Origin of the sequence: Amycolatopsis halotolerans (genome assembly GCF_042647905.1) — a bacterium.
Taxonomy (GTDB): Bacteria; Actinomycetota; Actinomycetes; order Mycobacteriales; family Pseudonocardiaceae; genus Amycolatopsis; species Amycolatopsis halotolerans.
On sequence record NZ_JBHRWI010000013.1, the window covers coordinates 194,047 to 215,717 of the forward strand.

At 66.4% G+C, this 21,671-nt stretch carries 12 protein-coding genes; 5 read left to right on the top strand and 7 right to left on the bottom strand.

Translation table 11 applies throughout. The annotated features are described in order from the left end of the window. Positions 1-48 precede the first annotated feature (48 nt). Positions 49-1,056 (top strand): aldo/keto reductase, encoded by a 1,008-nt coding sequence (locus ACFORO_RS09695; RefSeq protein ID WP_377872052.1) that lies wholly within the window; start codon positions 49-51, stop codon positions 1,054-1,056. Here the strand turns inward: ACFORO_RS09695 and ACFORO_RS09700 are convergent. Continuing rightward, on the bottom strand, positions 1,025-2,206 hold the full coding sequence (locus tag ACFORO_RS09700) for a winged helix DNA-binding domain-containing protein (RefSeq protein ID WP_377872051.1): 1,182 nt from the start codon (positions 2,204-2,206) through the stop codon (positions 1,025-1,027). The genes ACFORO_RS09695 and ACFORO_RS09700 overlap by 32 nt on opposite strands. Positions 2,207-2,312: 106 nt before the next feature. Here ACFORO_RS09700 and ACFORO_RS09705 point away from each other — a divergent pair, with 106 nt between their 5' ends. Next, a complete protein-coding gene (locus ACFORO_RS09705; RefSeq protein WP_377872049.1) occupies positions 2,313-2,759 on the top strand; it encodes a VOC family protein in 447 nt (148 codons plus the stop codon). A 624-nt stretch (positions 2,760-3,383) separates the two neighbouring features. Here the strand turns inward: ACFORO_RS09705 and ACFORO_RS09710 are convergent. Further along, on the bottom strand, positions 3,384-4,814 hold the full coding sequence (locus ACFORO_RS09710; RefSeq protein ID WP_377872048.1) for an FAD-binding oxidoreductase: 1,431 nt from the start codon (positions 4,812-4,814) through the stop codon (positions 3,384-3,386). 207 nt (positions 4,815-5,021) lie between these two features. Between ACFORO_RS09710 and ACFORO_RS09715 the strand changes: the two genes are divergently transcribed. Continuing rightward, positions 5,022-6,365, top strand: a complete 1,344-nt coding sequence (locus tag ACFORO_RS09715; protein ID WP_377872047.1) for an MFS transporter — start codon at positions 5,022-5,024, stop codon at positions 6,363-6,365. Beyond that, positions 6,362-7,945 carry a N,N-dimethylformamidase beta subunit family domain-containing protein gene (locus tag ACFORO_RS09720; protein ID WP_377872045.1) on the top strand — a complete coding sequence of 528 codons (1,584 nt, stop codon included), beginning with the start codon at positions 6,362-6,364 and terminating at the stop codon, positions 7,943-7,945. The genes ACFORO_RS09715 and ACFORO_RS09720 overlap by 4 nt, the downstream gene beginning before the upstream one ends. Here the strand turns inward: ACFORO_RS09720 and ACFORO_RS09725 are convergent. From ACFORO_RS09725 to ACFORO_RS09745, 5 genes are all read right to left on the bottom strand, one after another. Next, positions 7,929-9,041 (bottom strand): mandelate racemase/muconate lactonizing enzyme family protein, encoded by a 1,113-nt coding sequence (locus ACFORO_RS09725; RefSeq protein WP_377872044.1) that lies wholly within the window; start codon positions 9,039-9,041, stop codon positions 7,929-7,931. The genes ACFORO_RS09720 and ACFORO_RS09725 overlap by 17 nt on opposite strands. Beyond that, a complete protein-coding gene (locus ACFORO_RS09730; RefSeq protein ID WP_377872043.1) occupies positions 9,038-9,940 on the bottom strand; it encodes a dihydrodipicolinate synthase family protein in 903 nt (300 codons plus the stop codon). Before ACFORO_RS09730 ends, ACFORO_RS09725 begins: the two co-directional genes overlap by 4 nt. Beyond that, the gene (locus ACFORO_RS09735) at positions 9,940-10,815 is read right to left on the bottom strand and encodes an amidohydrolase family protein (RefSeq protein ID WP_377872041.1); all 876 of its coding nucleotides are present in this window, start codon (positions 10,813-10,815) and stop codon (positions 9,940-9,942) included. Before ACFORO_RS09735 ends, ACFORO_RS09730 begins: the two co-directional genes overlap by 1 nt. A 5-nt stretch (positions 10,816-10,820) precedes the next feature. Beyond that, positions 10,821-11,546: a creatininase family protein gene (locus ACFORO_RS09740; RefSeq protein WP_377872040.1), complete on the bottom strand. Its 726-nt coding sequence runs from the start codon at positions 11,544-11,546 to the stop codon at positions 10,821-10,823. Positions 11,547-11,716: 170 nt separating this feature from the next. Continuing rightward, entirely contained in the window at positions 11,717-12,766 is a 1,050-nt protein-coding gene (locus ACFORO_RS09745) for a YncE family protein (protein WP_377872038.1), read from the bottom strand. A 451-nt stretch (positions 12,767-13,217) separates the two neighbouring features. On the opposite strand from ACFORO_RS09745, the gene ACFORO_RS09750 reads away from it, so the two are divergent. Beyond that, on the top strand, positions 13,218-21,665 hold the full coding sequence (locus ACFORO_RS09750) for a golvesin C-terminal-like domain-containing protein (RefSeq protein WP_377872036.1): 8,448 nt from the start codon (positions 13,218-13,220) through the stop codon (positions 21,663-21,665). The last annotated feature ends 6 nt before the right edge of the window (positions 21,666-21,671 follow it).

Consider the following 21,671-nt stretch of genomic DNA (forward strand, 5'->3'; position numbering starts at 1 on the left):
GCCGCTTCCTCTGCGAGCGTGGCGTTGCTCAGGAAAGGAAACCGGCACATGCAGATGCGGCTTTTGGGGCGGACCGGAATCAAGGTCAGCGCCTATTGCCTTGGCACGATGAAGTTCGGGAAGATCGGCAATCCCGACCACGGCGAGTGCGTCCGGATGGTGCACCGGGCGCTCGACGCGGGGATCAACTTCGTTGACACCGCTGACGTTTACGGACCCGGCGGGGAGTCCGAGGAGATCCTCGGCGCGGCATTGAAGGGGCGCCGGGACGACGTCGTGGTGGCCACGAAGGTCAACGGCTCGATGGGCCCGGGTCGCGGTGGGAGCTCCCGGCGCTGGATCGTCGCGGAGGTCGAACAGTCGTTGCGGCGCTTGCGGAGTGACCACATCGACCTCTACCAGCTCCATCACCCCGATCCCGACACCGACCTGGAGGAAACCCTCTCCGCGTTGACCGACCTGATGCGCAGCGGGAAGGTGCGCGCCGTCGGGTCCTCGAACTTCCCAGCGTCCGAGATCGTCGAAGCCCAGTGGGTGTCGCAGCGTGCGGGGCTGGCCCGGCTGCGGACCGAGCAGCCGACGTACTCGCTGCTCAACCGGGGAATCGAGAGCGAAATCCTGCCGGTGTGCGATCGGTACGGCATGGGGGTCCTGGTGTGGAGCCCGCTCGCGATGGGCCTGCTGACCGGCCGTTACCGGCCCGGCGGTGAGCAACTGAGGGAAGCACAGTTGCGGTTCGTGCCGCGGCACATGAGCGACGAGCGCAAACACGCGGCCGTCGAGCACCTCGCGCAGGTGGCCGAGGAAGCTGGGCTTTCGCTGACGCACCTGGCGCTGGCGTTCGCGGTCAACCATCCGGCCGTGACGTCCGCGATCATCGGGCCCCGGACGTTGCCGCAGCTGGACGACCTGCTGGCCGGTGCCGACATCCGGCTGGACGACGATGTCCTGGACCGGATCGACGAGATCGTCGCGCCGGGCACCGATGTGGGGCCGATCGACGTGTCGTATGTCCCGCCTTCGCTTACCGACCCGAAGCTCCGGCGCCGCGACTGACCCGGCCCTGAATCAGCGGCGACACGTAACCGGTCGCGACCCGCTCACCGTCGAACCAGGCGGTGAGCTTCGCGGCCTCCTGGTCCAACGCCCGCACCGCGGCCCGCGGCAACGGATCGATCGCCACGACCTCTACCGTCCCGTCCGCCTGCTGCGTCCAGGTCCCGACGATCCGCCCGTTCCACCACGCCGTCGGACCGGCATTGCCCGCGCCGTCGAAGAGGTGCGGGCCGTGGTCGCCGAGGTAGAAGTCGCGGCGGCGCCAGCCCATGGTGGTCGGGTCGAGGGTCGGGAGGAGCGCCGCCCAGTCCCCGTCGAGGCGGACCTCCTCCTGGTCGTCGGGATGCAGCCACGCCGGGGTGCCGTCCTCCAGCAGGGCGGGCGTCGCGCCGACGTCGTCCAGCGCGCGGCGGACCGCGGTTTTCGTCGCGCCGAGCCACCACACCAGGTCGTCCTCGGTCCCCGGCCCGAACGACCACAGCCACCGCCGCACCAGCTCCCGGTAGCCCGCCCGTTCCTCCAGGACGCCCGGATCCTCGCCGAGCCACTGCTCAACTGCTGTCCACACTGGACGCGACGTCTGCCAGCGACCGGCGTTCTCCCCTCGTAGCACCGAACCGCCGGCCGCGAGCACGGAGAGGACGCGGGACCCCACGGGGGCAAGGACGGTGGGCCGTCCTTCGGCGGCGATCCGCGTGCTCAGCTCGGGAATGCGGGCGCGTAGCTGCGCGGTGGTGCCGGACTCGTCGCGGATCGCCGCCAGCGCCTCGGAACATCGGTCAGCGACCCATGCCGGACCGTCGTCGATCCCGGCGAGCTCGGCGTCCTTGGCCAGCCGCGCGGTCATCTGCCGAGCGACCCGAGCCGACGCGCTTCCCCTTGCCGCAGCGAACAAATCGACCGGAAACGCGAATACCGTCCGGCGCATCGCCAGTTGCCGCACCACAGTGCGTCGGCCGAACAATGCGTCCGAAATGGACGCCCGGACGGCGCGGGAACGGGCGTACGCGGAAAGATAGATGCTGCTGGCCTCGGTCGCGTGCAAGCACGTGACCGCGCGGACGGCGTCCTCCACCCCGGGCGCGGCGGTCGCCAGTGCGTGCCGCAGTCCGATGCGGTCTCGTCGCTCGTCGTCGGTCACTTTTCGCATGGTTTCGATCATGCCGGAAGTAGCGGCCACTGGCTGACCGCTACTGCTGCGAGTCTCGATTCCAGCGCGGGAACGAGTCCGGCGCGGGAATCGAGGAGTCGAAATCATGGCAGTGCACGCCGTCGCCCACTTGAACTTCCGGGGCGAGGCCAGGGAGGCGCTCGAGTTCTACCGGTCGGTCTTCGGCGGGGAGATCCGGATCGCCACCTACGGCGACTTCGGCATGCCGAAGGAGGCGCCTGGCGCGGACCACGTCGTCTTCGGACAGGTCGTCGGCGAGAACGGGTTCCAGGTGATGGCCTACGACGTCCCCGGCGTCGCGGCCGCCGCGCCGGTCGGCGAGACCACCCGCGAGAACGGGATGACCGTCACCACGGAGAAGTTCTTCCTGTCCGTCGGCGGCGATTCCGTCGACGAGGTCGGCGAGTTCTGGAAGAAGCTGTCCGAGGACGCGACGGTGATCGAGCCGTTCGGCCCGTCGCAGTGGGCCCCGGCGTTCGGCATGCTCCGGGACCGCTTCGGGGTCACCTGGATCCTGCAGGTCGCCGCCTAGCAGCCCTCGGCCGGTCCGTGAAGGGCAATGCCGGGGAAGGCGGCGCTGCGGGTGCAGTTTGCCCAGGTCGCGAAGGATCTGGGCGGGGCCAGGCGTCCGTGAGGGGAACCCTGAGGGGCGCAGAGTCAATGCCAGGAACCGAAGCCGCGCGACCCCGGCCCGCCGACCGTCCACAAAGGACATAAACAGTACCGGAATGCCCGATTTGATATCATATGGCCAGTTCTTGAAGTCCGTGAGGGGGCCCTTGAGGGAATCAGATTCCCTCAAGGGCCCCCTCACGGACCACTACCGGCTTTCGCTCCCGGGTCCGGGTCCGGGTCCCACAGCGTTGTGCGCTCAACCGGATCGAGTCAGCTGAGCTGGGGAGGCACGCCGGAAGCGCGTCCGCATCACAGCCTTAAGTTCCTGGCATTGGGGCTCAGAGTCCCCAGGGTTCCCCTCACGGAGCTCAAGACCCGGGCACATAGTGATAAAGCGGGCATCTCGGCACCGTTGGCGTCCTTTGTGGACGTTCAGCGGGCGCGGGCTGCGCAGCTTATTGATGAGTCCCTGACATCGCGGCCGGAGAAGCCTGGCCCGCCGGTCTGCGGCCGGAGTCCTGCGCCGGCCGCAGACCGGCTTTCACACCGGGCGCGGCGAGAGACCCTGCTCGAACGCGAGCACCCCACTCGGGTCGTACTTCGCCGCTACCGCCCGGAGCGTCCCGAGATTCACCCCGTAGTACGCGGTGGCCCAATCCTTCTGGTCGTCGTTGATGTAGTTGACGTACGCGCCGCCGGTGGCGAATTTCGCCAGCCGCGCTTGGACGTCGTTCACTTCGTGCTTCGCGGTTTCCCGGTCGACGTCCGGGTCGGCGCTGAGATAAACCTGCACGTCGCCGAAAACGCCGCGGTGGGCGAACGCGGTGTCGGTGGGGCGGACGTCGGAGACCGCCGCGTCGAGCGGGTTCACTTCCAGCGCGATCTTGGTCTCGCCGGTGACGAGCGCGCTCAGCTGTGCCGGATCCGCTTTTCGCGCCAGAACCCGGGAAGCGGCCATGAATCGACGACGGCCCAGGCTTCCGGACCAGAAATCCATCGCACCGAGATAATCCGTCTCCTGGAATCCGCTGACCGTGCCCTTGGCCCCGGCCCGGCGTTCCAGGTCGGCGATGAGCTCGCGCGCCTGGTGCTCGCCGCCGAGGAGGCAGCCGGGCACGCCCGCGGCCGGATTCGGACCGCCGAGCACCGAGATGTTCGACCAGAATTCCCTTGGCGCGGAGGTGATCCAGTCCTGCCAAGCACCGTAAACGTCAGTGCCGGAACCCTCGGGAAAGTTCACCACGAACACCGTGACCCGCGGCGGCGCGGGCACCGTGCGGAAGGTGAATTCCGTGGTGACGCCGAAGTTCCCGCCGCCTCCGCCGGTGAGCGCCCAGCCGAGGTCCGAACCCGGGTCGACCGAACGCACCCGCAGATCGCGCGGCGTCACCACTTTCGCGCCGGCCAGGTGGTCGCAGGTCAGTCCGTATTTCCGCATCAGCACGCCGATTCCGCCGCCGAGCGCGAGCCCGGCGATGCCGACCGAGCCGCACGTGCCGCCCGGCAATGCGCGGCCTTCGGCGGCGAGTGCGTGGTAGACGTCGATCAACCGCGTGCCGGGACCGACGACCGCGGTGCCGTTCCGGCGGACCTCCACGCGGTTCATCAGCTTGAGGTCCGCGACCAATCCGTCGCCCGGAGTGGAATATGCGACATAACTGTGGCCGCCGCTGCGGGCCGCGAAGGTGATTTTGTTTTCCGCGGCGAACTCCAGGCACCTCCGGACGTCGTCGGCGTCCACGCAGCGGGCGATCGCCGGCGGGTAGCGGTCGTCGTAGAGGATGTTGAACGGCGGGCGGATTTCCTCGTAGCCAGCGTGATTTCGCTGCAGCAGCGCGCCGTGCAGCCGCCTGCGCAACGCGGCCCAGTCCGGCTCTTTCCCTGCGGCCTCGGCAGCGGTTCCGGTCCCGACCACGGCTGTGCCCGCCGCGGCCGCGGACAACTGCAAAAGACGACGACGGCTCAACGTCATGGTCGACCCCTCCCCGGCTCGGCGGCCCGTGCTGCGGAAACCGCCGGCACCCGCCCGAGATTCCCCTTGTCCGACGGCGCCAGCATAGACTAATCTTTCCGAAATAGAAGACGTATCTACGGTATCTCGGAAATAAGTGATTCGGGGGGTTGTCGGGTCGAGGTCGACCGGCCTTGGTCCACCATCGGATCAGGAGGTGCGGGCGTCATGAGCGCGGACAGCTCTCACTCGGACAGCCCCGGCTCGGCCCCGCCTCGTTCGGCGCGCCGGTCCGCGGTGCTGGCTTCCAGCATCGGTACGTTGCTTGAGTACTACGACTATTACCTGTTCGGCCTAGCCGCCGCCGTCGTGTTCCCGGCCGTGTTCTTCCCGTCCGCGGACCCGCTCACCGGACAGCTGTCGTCGTTCGCCACCTTCGCCGTCGGGTTCGTGCTGCGCCCGGTCGGCGGCGTCGTGATCGGCCACATCGCGGACCGGTTCGGCCGCAAGAAAGCCCTGATCCTCACCATCGTGCTGATGGGCATCGCCACGATTCTCATCGGCGCGCTGCCCGGATACCGCCAGATCGGCGTCGCGGCCCCGATTCTGCTCGTTATCCTGCGGTTGCTGCAGGGGTTTTCGACCGGCGGCGAAATGGGCGGCGCGATCTCGCTGGCCGTCGAGCACGCCCCGCCGCGCAAACGCGGTCTCTACGGCGCGTTGCTCCTTTCCGGGGCGGGCGTCGCGCTGCTCATTTCCTCCGGCTTGATGGCGTTGTTCGCGATGCTGCCCGACCGGGATTTCCTGGCCTGGGGCTGGCGGATCCCCTTCCTGCTGAGCTTCGTGCTGCTGGTCGCGGGCTTGGTCATCCGGCTGCGCGTGGGCGAAACGCCGGAGTTCGAACGCGCTCGCGAGAAAGCTTCCGGCGAGCGCATTCCGTTGGTCTCCGTACTGCGTCGTCCGCGCAATTTGATCTACGGCGTTCTGTTCGGTTTCGCCAACAGCATCGGCGGCTACGTGATCACCACGTATGGCGCGTCGTACGTCAAAAAAGATCTCGGCATGCCCGCGTCGGTGGCGCTCACCGCGACAATGGTCGCCGCCGGTGCACAGATCATTCTCGCGCCGACCTGGGGCGCCTTATCGGACCGGATCGGCCGGAAACCGGTGTTCCTCGGCGGCTGCGTCGGGCTCGCTGTGGTGATCTTCCCGGTGTTCTGGCTGTTCGAGACGAAAAACCCGGTGCTCGTGGCGGTCGCGATGGTGCTGGGCTTCTCGGTGTTCGTGATGGCGATGTCCGCGCTGTCCCAGACGATTCTGTCCGAACTGTTCGACACCCGCTCGCGCGTCACCGGCGTCAACCTGGGATATCAGCTCACCGCGGTGCTCGGCGGCGGATTCGCGCCGTACCTCAGCGCGTGGCTGGTCGGCGCGACCGGCGCGGTGTGGGGCGTCGGCATCTACGTGATCGCCGGCTGTGTGCTCAGCGCGGTCGCGATGCTGATGCTGCCCGAACGCGCCGGACAACCGTTGCCGGAACCTCTCACTGAACCGAAAGCCGCGACGGTATGACCTTGCTGGGATATGTCAGCGACGAACGCTATCTCGCCCTGCCGGACGTGCTCGTCGAGATCGGCGACGGCCGGTCGCACTGGACCGCTCGCTCCACCGCGACCGGCGCGATCCACGCTGACGTCCCGCCCGGCGACTACCGCGTCACCCTCGCCAAAGACGGCTACGGAGCCAAACACGTCGACGTCGCGCTCGGCCCCGGCGAACCGCACCAGTTCCGGTTGTTGTCCGACCAGATTTTCGGCTACATCTGGCCGAAATGGGCCCGCAGCGGCGACGAGGGCGAGTTCCGGATCCACAGCCCTGAGCCGTACCGGCTGAGCCTGTGGCGACACGGCGCGGCGGCCGAGGAGACGGCGCTGATCGGCTGGTTCGACGAACACGCGCCGCGCGCCACGGTGCAGGTGACGCCCGACGGCGACTACACGCAAACCGGCGTGCGATTCAACGAAAATGGCTACGTCGATCCGTCGCACCGCCAGTACGTCACGGCCCCGGATCGCAGTGGTCTGTACTACTTCCACGTCGAAGGCGAATCCGGAGCCCGATTCTCGTTCCCCTGGGTGGTCGCGCCGCGCCAGCCGACCGCGCCGATCGCCGTAGTCGCCTCCACGAACACCTGGAACGCCTACAACAATTTCGGCGGCCGCAGCAACTACATCAACGCTTCCGGATTGCCGTCCGCGCCAGTTTTGGTGCCCCGCTTGGAAATGCCCCGCTACCTCGAATCGAGCTTCAGCGAACACGCACTGCCCGACGACGCGTACCCGCCGCTGTCCTTCGAACGCCCGGAACCACTGAACCAGCTCAGTGCAGACGATCAGCCAGAGGACCCGATCCGCGGCAGGCAGCCGTGTCACCTGGCAGCTGCGGAATGGCGGCTGCTCAGCTGGCTGGAACGCAACGGCTACGAATACGATCTCTATTCCGACGCACACCTGCACGACGGCACCCTGCCGCTGGACAGCTACCGTGCGCTGGTCCTGAGCACGCATCCGGAATATTGGTCCCGCGAGATGTACTCCACGGTCCACTCCTGGGTGCACGACCGCGGCGGAAAGCTGGCCAACTTCGGCGGCAACGTCGCCGACTGCGAGGTGGCGTTCACCGCTGACGCGCTGCAATTCCGTACCCAGGCCATCGAGGCCGGCCCGTATGAAAGCCGGATGCACCGGACGTTCCGGCCGACTTCGGAGCTGTTCGGCGTGGTCTTCACCAGCGCGGGCGCGATGACCGGCGCGCCGTACGAGGTGATCGACCCCGGTCACTGGGCATTCCGCGGCACCGGATTGGACAAAGGGGACTGGTTCGGCGTGCGGAGCCTCCATGAACGATGCCCCGGCGGTGCTTCCGGCCACGAAACCGACAAGACTGGTCTCCACAGTCCACAAGGGACTCACGTACTCGCGCGCGGCCTCAACCCCGGCGACGGCGGCGGCGAGATCGCTTGCTACACCACGGCCAGCGGCGGCGAGGTGTTCTCGGTCGGCTCGATCGCCTGGTCGTCGTCGGTGCTGGTGGACGACGGCGTCTCGGCGGTGACCGCGAACGTGCTCGACCGGTTCATCGGACGCTCCTGAACCCTGCGGCGATGTCGTCGGCTACCTCGACGCCCAGGCCTGGCGCGCCGCCGAGCCGGACTTTGTGGCCGTCGCTGTTCAACGGGGTCTTGAGGATGTCGCGCTCGTAGTAGTGCGCGCCGATGATGTCGGAGGGAATCCGGGTCGACAGCCCCGGTGCGGCACAGGCGGCGTGCAGCTGGGCCGCCGCGCCGATGCCCAGCTCCCCATTGGACCCGAGCACGACGTCCATCCCGAACGCGTTCGCGAGGTGCGCCATCGACACCACTCGGCCCGGTCCACCCGCTTTGCCGATGTACAGGCTGACCGCGTCTGCTGCTTCGGCTCGGATCACGGACACGAGATCGTCAGTACCGAAGACGCTTTCATCCGCCACAATGGACAGACCGCGCCCGCGTAGGTTTCGCATCCCGGTGAGATCCCCGGGTGCCACTGGCTGTTCGAGAAACGCTGGGTCTTGGTCGCGCATCAACTCAATCGCCCTCGCTGCGGCCGCAGGTCGGTAGCCTCCGTTCGCGTCGAGACCGAGGAACGTGTCCGCCCCGACGAGCGCGCGGGCCTCTGCGAGCCTGGAGGCATCCTCTTCAGGATCGAAGCCGATCTTCAGTTTATAGCTGCGAAAACCCGCTTCGTACGCTGCCTGGTAGACCTCGTAGAGTCTCTTGCCGCTGCCGCTGAGCGAGCACTTCACCGGCACTTCGGTCCTTAATGGACCACCGAGGGCGGTTGCGAGCGGGACGTTGAGCGTGCGTGCGTACGCGTCCCACAACGCTGTCGAGATCCCCGCTTTGGTGAACGGCGCACCGGTCGCCGCGTGGTCCATGCGCCGCTCAAGGCCTGCGACCGGGACGAGCGGCTGGCCGAGGATCGCCGGAGCAAGGGCCTTTCTGATGAGATACTCCGCGGTACCAGCGTCTTCGCCGCTCCACTGAAGCGTCGCGCTGACCTCGCCTATCCCGGTCGCACCGTCCGAAGTGGTCACCCGGACCAGCAAGAAGTCGGAATGATCATGCGTCCCGCGAGCCCCGGCCACGACGAGTTCCGGCCGCACGACCGGGCTGATCGCGACGACCTCGATGTCTTCGACCGTATTCACAGGAACTCACGGAACTCCGCGAGAAACCGGTCGATCATCCGGATGTCCTCGGCGTCGAGCCGGTGCGCGGGCGCGCGGCAGTACGGGCTGGCGAACAGCCCGCGGCGTACCGAAATCAGCTTCTCCGTCGCGATAATCCGCTCAGTGTCGAGCATCCAGTAAGAGATATAGGGGAGCAGCCTGCGATGCAACTCGTCCCCGCCCGCGTCGTCCCCGTTCTCGAACCGCCGCCAGATCTCCACGTAAATCTCGGTGAACGAACACCCAGGCTGCGTCCCGACCGCACCCCGCCGGATCGCGTCGGGCAACTGCACCCCCGCGTACCCCTCGACAGCCGGAATGGGCGGATCCCCAGCAGCCAACTCGGCGATCAACGGCCCCGGCGGGCTGGACTCGACCTTGACCAGCCGCAGATTGGCGTGCTTGGCCGCGATCTTGCGAAGCATGTCCGCATCGAGCCGGGTGCCGGTCTCCGCGGGTGCGTATTGCACCACCACCGGAGTCGGATCCACCGCGTCAAGCACCTCCCGAATATGCTTGACCAGCGCTTTCCTGGACGGTTGCAGATAATGCGGCGGCAACAGATTGATCAAGTCAGCGCCCGCGTCCACCGCTTCGACAGCCCGCTTCACCGCAAGCCGCGTCGCATGATCCTGAACCGCGACGATCGCCGAGACATCCGGCTGCAGCGCGGTTTCCGCCAGCAGCACCTGAGTGAGCGTCTGCCTCTCGTCTTCCGCCAACTTGTAGAACTCCGACGCGAACCCCGGAAACATCACGCTGCCGACTCCGGTCCCGAGCACGTGCCGGACCACCCGCCGAAAGCCGGAAACATCGATCTCGCCGTCGTCAGTGAAAGGCACTTCGAGCACGGGAGAGACTCCCCGGATCGGCGTCATCACGGGTTCCTCTCGAGGCCAAGCGCAGCAACCGCGTCCGCGTGAATGACTCCCTCGATCAGCTCCGCGGAAATCTTGGGCAACGCCGTGCCCTCGACGATGTCATTGACCCGCCGTATGCCCGCCATCGCCTCCGCGGTAGTGGCGATCGGAAAATCCGACCCCAGCAGCAGCTTGTGCGGCACACCCCACTCCTGCGCCGCGAGCAGCGATTCGTAGCAAACCCAAGGCCGGAGGTAAATCGAGGAGACGTCGGCGTAGACGTGCGGATGCTTGCGGATGGTCACCACAGTCTCGCGCCCCCACGGATGTCCCATGTGCGCCATGACAATCCGGAGCTCCGGGAACTGCAACGCAACCTCGTCCGTGACCAGCGGGTACGTATACCGGAGCGGTGCCTGCCGAATCGGCGAGGCCCCCTGATGAAACAAGATCGGCAACCTGTTCCGCTCGCAGTAACCGTAAAAATCCAACGCAGGCTGCGACAGCGGATCGAAATTCTGATAGTTCGGCCCGAGCTTCACCCCGACCAGTCCCAGCTCACGACACCGGTCAGCCTCGTCGAAGACGTCGGGTGCGGTCGGATTCACCGACATGAACCCGATCCGCCGCTCGGGATCGTCCGCCGCGAACGCCGCCGTGGCGGTATTGGTGTCCTCTGGCCGATACGGCAACCCCGTGGCTTCTTCGGGCTTCTCGGCCGCGATGTTGAACACAATGGACAGATCAGCCGCCGCAGTGGCTTTGTCGTAGTCGTCCCAGGAATTAGTGGTGACCACGGCCCGGTCGGTACGCCACCCCTCGTAAACGCGCAACTCGTCCTCCGGCACCGCGGCCCGGTGGGTCGGAGTGTGAGTGTGGACGTCCACGATCATCGGCTTCACAACACCTTCGCCAGCGCCACGAACCGGTCCGCGAGCCCGTTGGTGATCCTCTCGAACCACCGGTGGCCCTGACTCTCCGTGGCTAACGCGGGTTGGTCGGTATACCCGTCAATCTCCCGCCAAACCTGTCCAGAATGGATGTCCACATCAGACACTCGGTTCTGCTGAGGCTTCTCCCGGTTCGCCCGCTCCTGAACCAGCTCCCCGCGGACCGCCAGCATCATCGACGTCTCGAACTCGCCAGCATGCCCAGGAACGATGTCCTCAGCCTCGAGTGCCCGCCAATAATCGGTATGCGCCACCGCAAGCCCATGCCGAGTCGACGCGGCACCAGCGAACGCGTGGCAAACCCCAACGTTGCCCCCGTGCCCATTGACCACAACCATCCGCTTCCCGCCCTGAACCGCGATCGACCGCGCCAGATCGTCAAGCACATGCAACAAGGTCTGCGCCGACAGGGAAAGCGTGCCGTTGAAGGGAAGGTGATGATCAGAAGCCCCGTACGGAATAGGCGGCGCAAGCAACAATGCCCGCTCGGCCTGCGGTGCCGCGATCTCAGCCGCGCGCTCGCACACCGCGGCCGCGAGAAAGGCGTCCGTCCCAGTAGGCAAATGCGGCCCATGCTGCTCGGTCGCGCCGATGGACACCAAGACGAGCGCCTCGGAAAGCACGCCCCGCACCGTGGCGCGGTCGGCCTCCGCCCAGCGCAACAGTGCGCCCACGACGTCTCCCCGATACTCCGGTTGGCTTATCTTCCGGTATTTCGTAGAAGTCTTCCTGATTTAGGAAGATAGTCGATCGGGGGAGGAGAAGCAATGCCGTTGACCGGACGGCAAGAAGCGGCCCGACCACAGCTGGAGCTGCGGCCGGGCCGTGGACGTGCGGAGAAGGCTTACCGGTCAGCCGGATCCTTGAGCACCCGCAACGCGGGCTCCGGCCCGTTGGCAGGACGGGTGATGGCGAACAACCGCTCGCCGTCCGCGGCCCACGCCAGCCCTCGCGGCGCGAGGACGCCGTCGCTGGTCGCATCCACCGTGGCTACTGGCGCGCTGCCGCCCACCTTGTAGACGTAGACGTCATCGCGCGGGTTGCGGACGCCGCCCGCGAGGTACTTGCCGTCCGCCGAAGCAGCGACGGAATTCGGATACTGCCCGGTGCGATACGCGCCGGCGCGCGTGAGGTCCTTGCTGTTGAAGGCCTCGACTGCGTCGCGGGAGCCCGAGGCGGTGTAGATGGTGGCGCCGTCAGGAGAGAGCGTGAGGTCGGTCAGGTCGCTGCCGACGACCGCACCGGACGCGCGGGACTCGAGTTTGCCCGCAGCGACGGCATAGACGTAGACCGACGATTGGCTGAGCTCCGCCTGCCCCGCGACGAGCGGTCCGGCGTCCCCGGTCTGGGATGCGACCAGCGGCGCGTGGTGGAATCGGACGTTCGCGCCCTGCAAGTCGAGGGTGGCGGCGGGCGGGGTGGCGGCGGTGTCGAGCTTGCCGATGCCGCCGTTCCAGGATTCCTCGCAGCCGTAACCGAACCACACGACGCTGCCGGTGCGCGCGAGATGCGCCGGACAGGTCTGGGCGCCGGTGGGGTAGCGGGCGGTTTCGGCGAGCGTGGTGGTGTCGATCGCGGAGATCGCGTCGCCGGACGCGAGCGCGACGTACAACGTGCGGCCGTCGGCGGAGAGTACGAGACCGGACGCGCCGAACTGTCCGTCGACGGTCTTGCGCACCCGGCCGCCGAAGTCGGTGACGACGACGCCGTTGCTCGTCTTGCCGCCGCTCACGAACACGTGGTGGTTCGCCTCGTCGACGACCAGATCGGAGTAGGCGGGCAGCCCCAGCGAACTCGCGTCCGGACTCGCCTCCGCACTGGGCGCGACGGCGAGCAGCGCCGCGGCCGCCGCCGCGGTGAGAAACATTATTTTCGCGCGCGGAATAGTGCTCATCCCGGCCTCCCCCTCCGTGGACCATGCGATTGCATGACTGAGTGGCTCGAATGTAGCGAATACCGCTCGATCGGTCTATCCCGCCGCGATTGTCCAAGCTGGACCATCCGGCCTATTGAGGACGTGATCACCCGGTTGTACCGTCGATTGCGGTGTTCGCCGCCCAGAGGGGATGGCTGGCGTTGTCGCCGGTCAGCCGCATATCAAGCGGACTCGGGCGCGATTGTGCAGGGGGAACCCAGAGATGCCGACCAAACGCGCTTTGTTGTGCTGCGCGCTTACGATTATCGTAACGGCTGGCACCGTTTTCGGCGCCGGTCCGGTGGCTGCCGCGCTACCGCCGCGTCCGGCCGCGGGCCCGCCGGTGCACTCTCATCGCAGCGTCCCCCCGTCGCCGCCTGGACCGGCGGATGCGTTGCCCCGCCACGAATCAGCGCCGGTCGGACAGGCGGTGCCCGAGGCGAAGCGGCTGGCCGAAAAGGTCGATCAGCGGACGCTCACGACCAAAGCGTTTCCCTTGTCGGACGGTCGGACGCAGCTCCAGGTGTCGCAGACGCCGCTGCACTATCGCGACGCTGCCGGGCACTGGCAGGACATCGACACCCGGATCGAGAAAACGTCCGCGCCGCAGGGCTTCGCTTACCGCAACGAACACAACACTTTCCACAGTTCTTTCGGGGAAAAAACGGATCATCTCGTCGGTTTCAAGCAAGGTGAACGGGAAATCCGGCTCGGTATCGCCGGTGAATCACGTTCACTGGAACCGCGCGTCGAGGGCGCTGCGATCACCTATCCGGGCGCATTCCCCGGCACCGATGTGGTCTACCAGGTGACTCCGGACGCGTTGAAAGAAAAGCTCGTGCTGGCCAAACCTCCGGCTCAGGCACCGACCTACAGCTTCACGATGGACCTGGCCGGTGTCGAGGCCGAGCAGCAAAAGGACGGTTCGATCGCCTTCTTCCGCGCGGGCGGGGACCGCGACGGCGGGCCGCTGTTCGTCATGGCCAAGCCGTTCATGCTGGACGGTCGCGACGACGCGGCCTCTCCGTACGGGAAGTCGTGGAGCGGCAAGGTCGCCCAGACGGTTCGCGCCGAGGGCAACCGGTTCACGATCACGGTGACCGCGGACCAGGAATGGCTGCGTGCCAAGGAACGCGTGTACCCGGTGGTGATCGACCCGACCATCAAGATCCAGCCCACCGCCACCCAGGCGCAGGACACGATGGTGACCTCCGACGAGCCGGACGCCAACCACGACGGCAGCTGGCGGCTCTCGGTCGGCGCGACGAACTCCGGTGCCGCGCGCAGCTTGCTGAAGTTCGACCTCGCGAACATTCCGGCAGGCACGCGGCTGGATTCGGCACAGCTGCAGGTGTACTACGACCAGGACCACACGACTGGCGCCAACGACGTCACCGTGGAAGCGCACCGGGCGACCCAGCCGTGGACGGCGAGCACCGCTACCTGGAACTCCGCCGCGGCCGCTTTCGCGGAGGTGGGCCAGAACCAGGACAGCGTCGACGACGGCGAACCCGGCCGCACCGCCGCGAACGGCGAGTGGCGCACGGTCGATACCGGCGACGCCGAACAGGCGGTGGGCCACAGCTACCGAGTCGCTTCCCGAGGAGGCGACTACACCTGGGTTCCCCGTCTCACCGAGGACGGCGACTACCAGGTCGAGGTGCATTACGTGCCCGGAGCGAACCGGGCGTCCGGCGCGCCGTACACCGTGTTCTACAACGGCGGGCAGCAGACCGTGCCGGTGGACCAGACCGCCTCGGCCCCCGGCGGGTGGAAATCGCTGGGCGCCTGGCCGTTCAAAGCAGGCACCGGGCACAAGGTCGTGCTCGGCGGGGTGCCGGGCAAGGAGGTCGTGGCCGACGCCGTACGCCTGACCAAACCCGGCACTCAGGTCAAGAAGGCCGACAAGGCCAATGTGTGGCACAGCTTCAGCGTGCGTTCGACCGTCCAAAGCTGGCTGGACGGCACCCAGCCCAACCACGGTTTCCTGCTCAAAGCCGCAGACGAGACCCGGGGCATGGGCGGTCCGCGCTATGAGGCCGCCGAGTATGCCTACAACGGCGCGACCGAGCAGACCCCGCGACTGCTGCTCACCTACGGAAAGCCCGGTCCCGCGCTCGACGCTCCGACGACGATCCGCGCTACCGGCGCGAACCTGACCTGGTCCGCCTATCCCGGGAACGACCTGGTCGAGTACCAGGTCCACCGTTCGGTATTCCAGCAGTTCACCCCGACGGCGGCGACGCTGGTCGCCCCGCTGCGCCCCGGCACCGCCAGCTACGCCGACACCACCGCGCAGCCGACCAAGGCCGACGATCCACAGCCGTTCGGCAACGCCTTCTACTACGTCGTCGCGGCCAAAACACGCGACGGCCAGCTGATCCCGTCCGCGACGCAGCTGGTGCGGCTGCCCAAAGCGGGCCAGGTCGTCAAAGTCCTCCAGGGCAACGCCGCCGACACCACCCTGGCCAGCAAGCAACCCGACCAGCCGCACGACAAGCTGACCGGCGAGCCGTGGCTGTCGGTCGGCAACAACTCCGGCACCTTCGGCGCGACCCGCGGCGTGGTGAAATTCCCGGATCTGGGCGGGATCCCGTCCGGCGCGCGGGTGCAGAACGCGGAGCTCAGCCTCTGGGGCTTCACCTACGTCGGCGGCACGCCGGTGGGCACCGGCAGCTATGAAGCACACGGGCTCACGAAGGATTTCGACCAGGGCAGCGCCACCTGGAACAAGGCGAGCGCCGGTCGCGCCTGGTCGACTCCCGGCGGCGACTTCGACCCGGCCGTCGCCGGGACCACCACCGGGGTCACCAATGACCCGGCCCTGCGCGTCCTCGGCGTGACCGGTCTGGCACAGCGGTGGGTCAACGATCCGGCGAGCAACCACGGCGCGCTGGTGAAGCTCGCCGACGAGGCGAACCCGCAGGAGCGCACCCTTTTCCTCAGCAGCGAGGCCGCCGAGCCGCGCCTGCGCCCGAAACTGACCGTGGTCTACACCGAACAGACCGCGGAAAACACCTACTACGCGCCGACCACCCCGGACCGGATGATCCCCGGCGACGAGTACACCGTCCCGGTCACCCTCACCAACACCACCGGCGCGGCCTGGCCCGCAGCCGATTACGCGCTGTCCTACCACTGGGAACTGCCCGACGGCACCGACGTGACCGGCCCCGGCAACCGGGTCGAGACGCCGCTGCCCAAGGACCTCGCGCCCGACGGCGTGCTCGCGGTCGACGCGAAGGTGAAGACAGCGACCCCGTTCGACCTCGGCAACAAACGCGAAGCGTTCGTGCTGAAGTGGGACCTGCGGAACCGGACGACCGGGAAGTGGCTGTCGGAAACGACGAAGATCCCGTCGCTGGCGCAGAACATCACGATCGACGATCCGAAGTCGGACCAGCTGGGCCTGGAGAAGTTCTACTCCTACTCCGGCGGCAACACCGGAGCCGGCTCGACGCTGATGGTCAACCAGTTCGCGGGCAACGCGGTGTGGTCCTACAACGCGCTGAGCAATCCGAGTCGCGGCCTGGCGACGTTCCTGCGGATGACCTACAACGCCCAGGACACGTCCAACTCCTACATCGGCTCCGGCTGGTCCCTCTCCGCCTCGACCCTGGCCAGATTGGGCACCCCGCTGGAGTTCTACGGCTGGGGCGGGGCGGGGTATCCGGCGAAGATCGTGCTGACCGACGGGGACGGCACCAGCCACCAGTTCGCGCTGAACAAGCACGACAGCCCTGACCCGCGGCTGTGGGACTACGACAAGCCCGCCGGCGTCCATCTCTATCTGCAGCGCACTGGGAGCAGCGACCCGAACCGCACGTGGGTGATGACACGGCCGGACCGTACCCAGCTCGTGTTCGACAGCGACGGCTACCAGAGCGCCACCGTCGACAAGAACGGCAACGAGCTCCAGTTCACCTATGAACGCTCGTGCGTCAACAACCACAACACCGGCGTCCTGAAATACCTCACCGACGCCACCGGCCGCCGGACCCTGAACTTCGAGTATTTCCAGAACGGCGACCCGGACTACGACTACTTCACCGGCGACAAGAAGCATCACGGCGTCAACCTGGCCAACGGGAAGATCGCCAACCAGCTCAAGGCGATCACCGATATCTCCGGACGCCGCATCGAGTTCGTCTACAGCGACCGCGGCCTGCTGCAGGAGATCACCGACGGCGCGGGCACCGATCAGCACAAGACGTTCACCTTCTTCTACAACAACGCGCTGCTGAACAAAAACGCGAAGCTGATCTCGGTCACCGACCCGCGCGGCAATTCCACCGGACTGTCCTATTACGACGATCCGGCCCGCAAATGGAAGACGCGGACGCTGACGAACCGGGCCGGGAAAGACACCGGCTTCGACTACCGCTACCCGGATCCGGACCACAGTTCGGCGGTCGACTCGATCGTGACCGACGCCAACGGCCACGCGTCCGACACGCTCATCGACGGCTACGGCCGCCCGACGAAGCTGACCAACGCGAAGAACCAGACCACCGAACTGACCTGGGACGCCGACAACAACGTCCGCCGCCTGGCCGAGAACGGTGGCAAAGCCGTCGCCACCTGGGAATACGACCCGGTCACCGGCTACCCGAAGAGCATCGCCGACGCCGAGGCCAACGCGAACAAAACCCCGCCCACCGCGCTGAACTACCGGACCGGGCTGGGCGGCCGCGTCGCCGACCTGACCGAGAAGATCACCCCTGAAGGCCGCAAGTGGCTGTTCACCTACGACGACCGCGGAAACCTGGTCGCCGTCACCGACCCCAAGGGCAGCGGAGATCCCGCTTCCGGCCACTACACCACCCTGAGCAGCTACGACAGCTATGGCCAGCTGCTGACCGTCACCGACGCCAACAACAACACCACGACCTTCGGGGATTACGACCCCATCGGCTCGCCGCGCCGGATCACCGACGCGTACGGCCATGACACCCTGACCAAGTTCGACGCGACGGGCAACGTGCTGTCCACAATGGACGCGCGCAAGAAGGTCAGCGAGTACACCTACGACCTCTTCGGCAGGCCGCTGTCGTCCAAGGCGCCCAAGGACGCCGACAAGGGCGACTTCATCTTCACCCCCGGCGCGCAATACGACTCGAACGACAACGTCGTCAAAACGACGGCGGCCAACGGCGCGGTCACCTCGGCCGCCTACCGGCCCACTGACGAGATCGCCGCGGTCAGCGCCCCCAAGGACGACGCCGGTGATCCCGACAAGACCACCACTTACGACTACGACAACGTCGGGAACCTGCTGCGGCAAACCGATCCGAAGGGCACCCTGACGCCCGACCCCGGCGACTTCACCACCACCCGCGAATACGACCAGCTCAACCGGGTCATCGCCACCGTCGACGCCAGCGGCAACCGGGCCACGTACGACTACGACAACGTCGGCAACCTCACCACCGTGGTCGACCCGCGCAAGACCGCGACGCACGACCCCAAGGCGTACACGACGAAGTACGCCTACGACCTGAACCACCGCGTCAAGACCGTCACCGACGCCGCGGGATTCACCACGGGCCGGAAGTACGACCGGGACGGCAATATCGTCGAGGCTACCGACGCCGAGCAGAACACCTCGGTGCTCAAACTCGACGCCCGCGCCATGGTCGAGGAGCAGTGGGTGCCGCGCGCGAAGGACGCGTCGGGCAATCCCGTCTACCGCAAGACCCGCTTCGAGTACGACGAGGTCGGCAACAAGACCAAGATCATTTCCCCGCGCGGCACCGAGATCGCCGGCAACACCGACAACTTCGCCGCGGTCACCGTCTACGACAAGCTGAACCGCCCGATCGAACAGCAGACTCCGTTCGACGTCAACGACGAACGCGTCAAGACGCCGGACAAGACGACCTACACCTACGACGAGGTCGGCCGGCTCACCGAAGTCAGCGCGCCGCCGTCCAGCGGCCAGAACTTCCGCAACGTCACCCGCACCAGCTACTTCGACACCGGTTGGCTCCGCTCGAGCGTCGACCCGTGGAACATCACCACCACCTACGACTACGACCAGCTCGGCAAGCAGACCGCCCGCACCCTCACCGCGGCCGGCGGATCCATGAGCCGCACCATGGCGTGGTCGTTCTATCCCGACGGGAAATTGAAGTCGCGCTCCGACGACGGCGTCCCGATCGGCCGGGACGTGCGGGTGATCGACAACAGCGACCCCGGTGCCATCGTCACCGGCACCTGGGGCACCGGCGGAGCCGACCCGAACCCCGACTACGAAGGGTTCGACTACCGGCGGCACAACCCCGGCACCGGCACGGACACGGTCGCCTGGAACCTCGACGCGCCGCGCACCGGGACGTACGAGATCTTCGTCCGCTATCCCAAGGCCGCCACCGCCACCAACGCCACCTACACCATCGATCACGACGGCGCCACCACGACCAAGACCGTTGACCAGACCCAGCAACCCGGCCAGTGGGTCAGCCTCGGCTCGTACGGTCTCACCGAAGGCCAGCCGCGCAAGGTCACGCTGTCGGACAAGGCCAACGGCGTCGTAGCGGCGGACGCGGTGAAGATCGTCCGCGACGGCAGCGGCGAAACCGGTCCGGCCCAGCAGAAAACGTTCGGCTACCGCTACGACCCGAACAACAATCTGGTCGACATCACCGATTCGAGCCCGAATGCCAAGATCGACAACTACGCGATCGCGTACAACGGGCTGAACCAGATCCAGCAGGTCCAGGAAAAGCTCAAGGGCGCCGTAGCCAAGACCACCAGCTACAGCTACGACCCCAACGGCAACCCGAAGACCCGTGACCACGACGACCAGCACTCGGTGTACGAGTACGACGTCCGAGACCTGGTCGAGAAGGTCACCAACACCGACACCGGCGGCACCCCGCAGAACACGACCTACACCTACACGCCCCGAGCCCAGAAACTGCTCGAAACCAAGGCGAACGGCAACCAACTCCAGTCCGAGTACTTCCCGGACGGCGCACTGCGGCACGAGGTCGAACGCAAGCCCGACGGCACGATCGTCAGCGAACACACCCGCGACTACGACGCCAACGGCAACCCCGCGCACGACACGCAACACACAATGAACGCGGACAACCACGGCGCGTATCTGGACAACACCCGCACGTTCGCTTACGACCCACGGGACCGGCTCCGCTCATCGACCAAGACGGAGCCTTCGGGTGCCACCCTCGGCGTCGAGAAGTACCTGCACGACGCGAACAACAACGTCATCGAGCAGACGATCGACGGGAAGGCCACCAAGTACACCTACGACCGCAACCGGCTGGTCACGTCGTCGATCGACAAGAACACCAGCACTCATACCTACGACCCGTTCGGCCGCCTCGACAGCGTGACTGATGGCGGGACGTTGCTGGAGAAATACCGGTACGACGGCTTCGACCGGATCGCGGAGTACCAGAAGCTCAAGGAAGGCAGCGCGACTGAGCGGGTCACGACGACGTATGCGTACGACCCGTTGGACCGGACGCTCGCCAAGACCGAGGGCGGCAAGACCACTGATTTCGCTTATCTCGGTCTGTCTTCCAATGTCTTGAACGAGAAGCTTGCCGGGAAGCTGGACAAGTCTTATCAGTACAGCCCTAACGGGCAGCGGCTGTCGCAGACCAAGCAGAACGCCGACGGTGGCAAGGAGACGACTCAGTACGGGTATAACCCGCATACGGATGTCGAGACTCTTACTACGGATAAGGGCGATACGAAGGCGACTTACGGCTATACGGCTTACGGGAGTGACGACAAGCAGTCGTTTACCGGGATTGACAAGCCCAAGCCGCAGGATCCTTCGGCACAGGCTTACAACCTGTATCGGTTCAACGGGAAGCGCTACGACCCGGTTACTCGTAACTACGACATGGGGTTCCGACACTACAGCCCTGGTCGCAACACCTTCCTGACGCGTGACTCGTACAACGGGGCTGTCGATGACCTTGGGCTGTCGGCTGATCCTTGGACTGGCAACCGGTACGCCTTCACTGGTGGCAACCCTATTGGTCGGGTGGAAATTGACGGCCACAAACCCTGCGGAAGCGCCAGTGACTGTCAGCAGTACGACCAGTATCTGCAGCAGAGCAACCAGTACTACGACGCTTCCGGTGTCGAAAAGCCGCAGACGCCAGCCATGCGGAAAAATCAAGAAGACTATCGGCAGCAGAGGCAGGTGGGCAGCTACGAACCGCCGCCGGGGCTGTCTGAGAGTGATCTAGGGGCGCTGACTGGCCGGGCGAATCAAATCCTCGCCGGTTTGAACGCCGCGCAAGGACCGGGAAGCGAGCTGGATCTCTATTGGCGCGGTGCGTACGCGGCGCTGTCGGCCTGTATGGATCTGTATAAGAGCGGGCAATGCAGTACCAAATACTATCAGGCGCTTGAGGACGATCATTTCGCGATCGTGAAAGCGGCCCAGTTCAACCATCAGGGCATGTCGGTCTCCGATTCTTTGCTCGCCGGCCTGGCAGCGGCGGCCGCTGCCGGAGCGCCGATGGGAGGTAGCTCCGGCGGGCTGGAGTCATCGGAGTCCGGCCTGGCGTATGGTCAGTATCGTAGAATCTTCAGCACTGATGTGGGCGACGTAGCGGTGACGGCGACTGCTGAAGCCGTAGAGTCGTCCGGGGTGAAGACGCTCGAGTTGTCGGATTTCGTGGTTTACTCCAAAGGCGGGCGGGATTTGCGGAACAGGGGCGGGGTGGAATTAGTTCACCGGGGGCTCAAGACTATCTTCAGCGATGCGCATGAAGCGGGCTTTGATCAGGTGCGGATCCAAGGTCTTCGGGTGACCGGGGGGAATCCTGGACGAATGTTCGACGAGACCTGGGATGTGCGCACGGGCGGTCGCATTGGCGGCGGAAGAAGATAGGAGTGA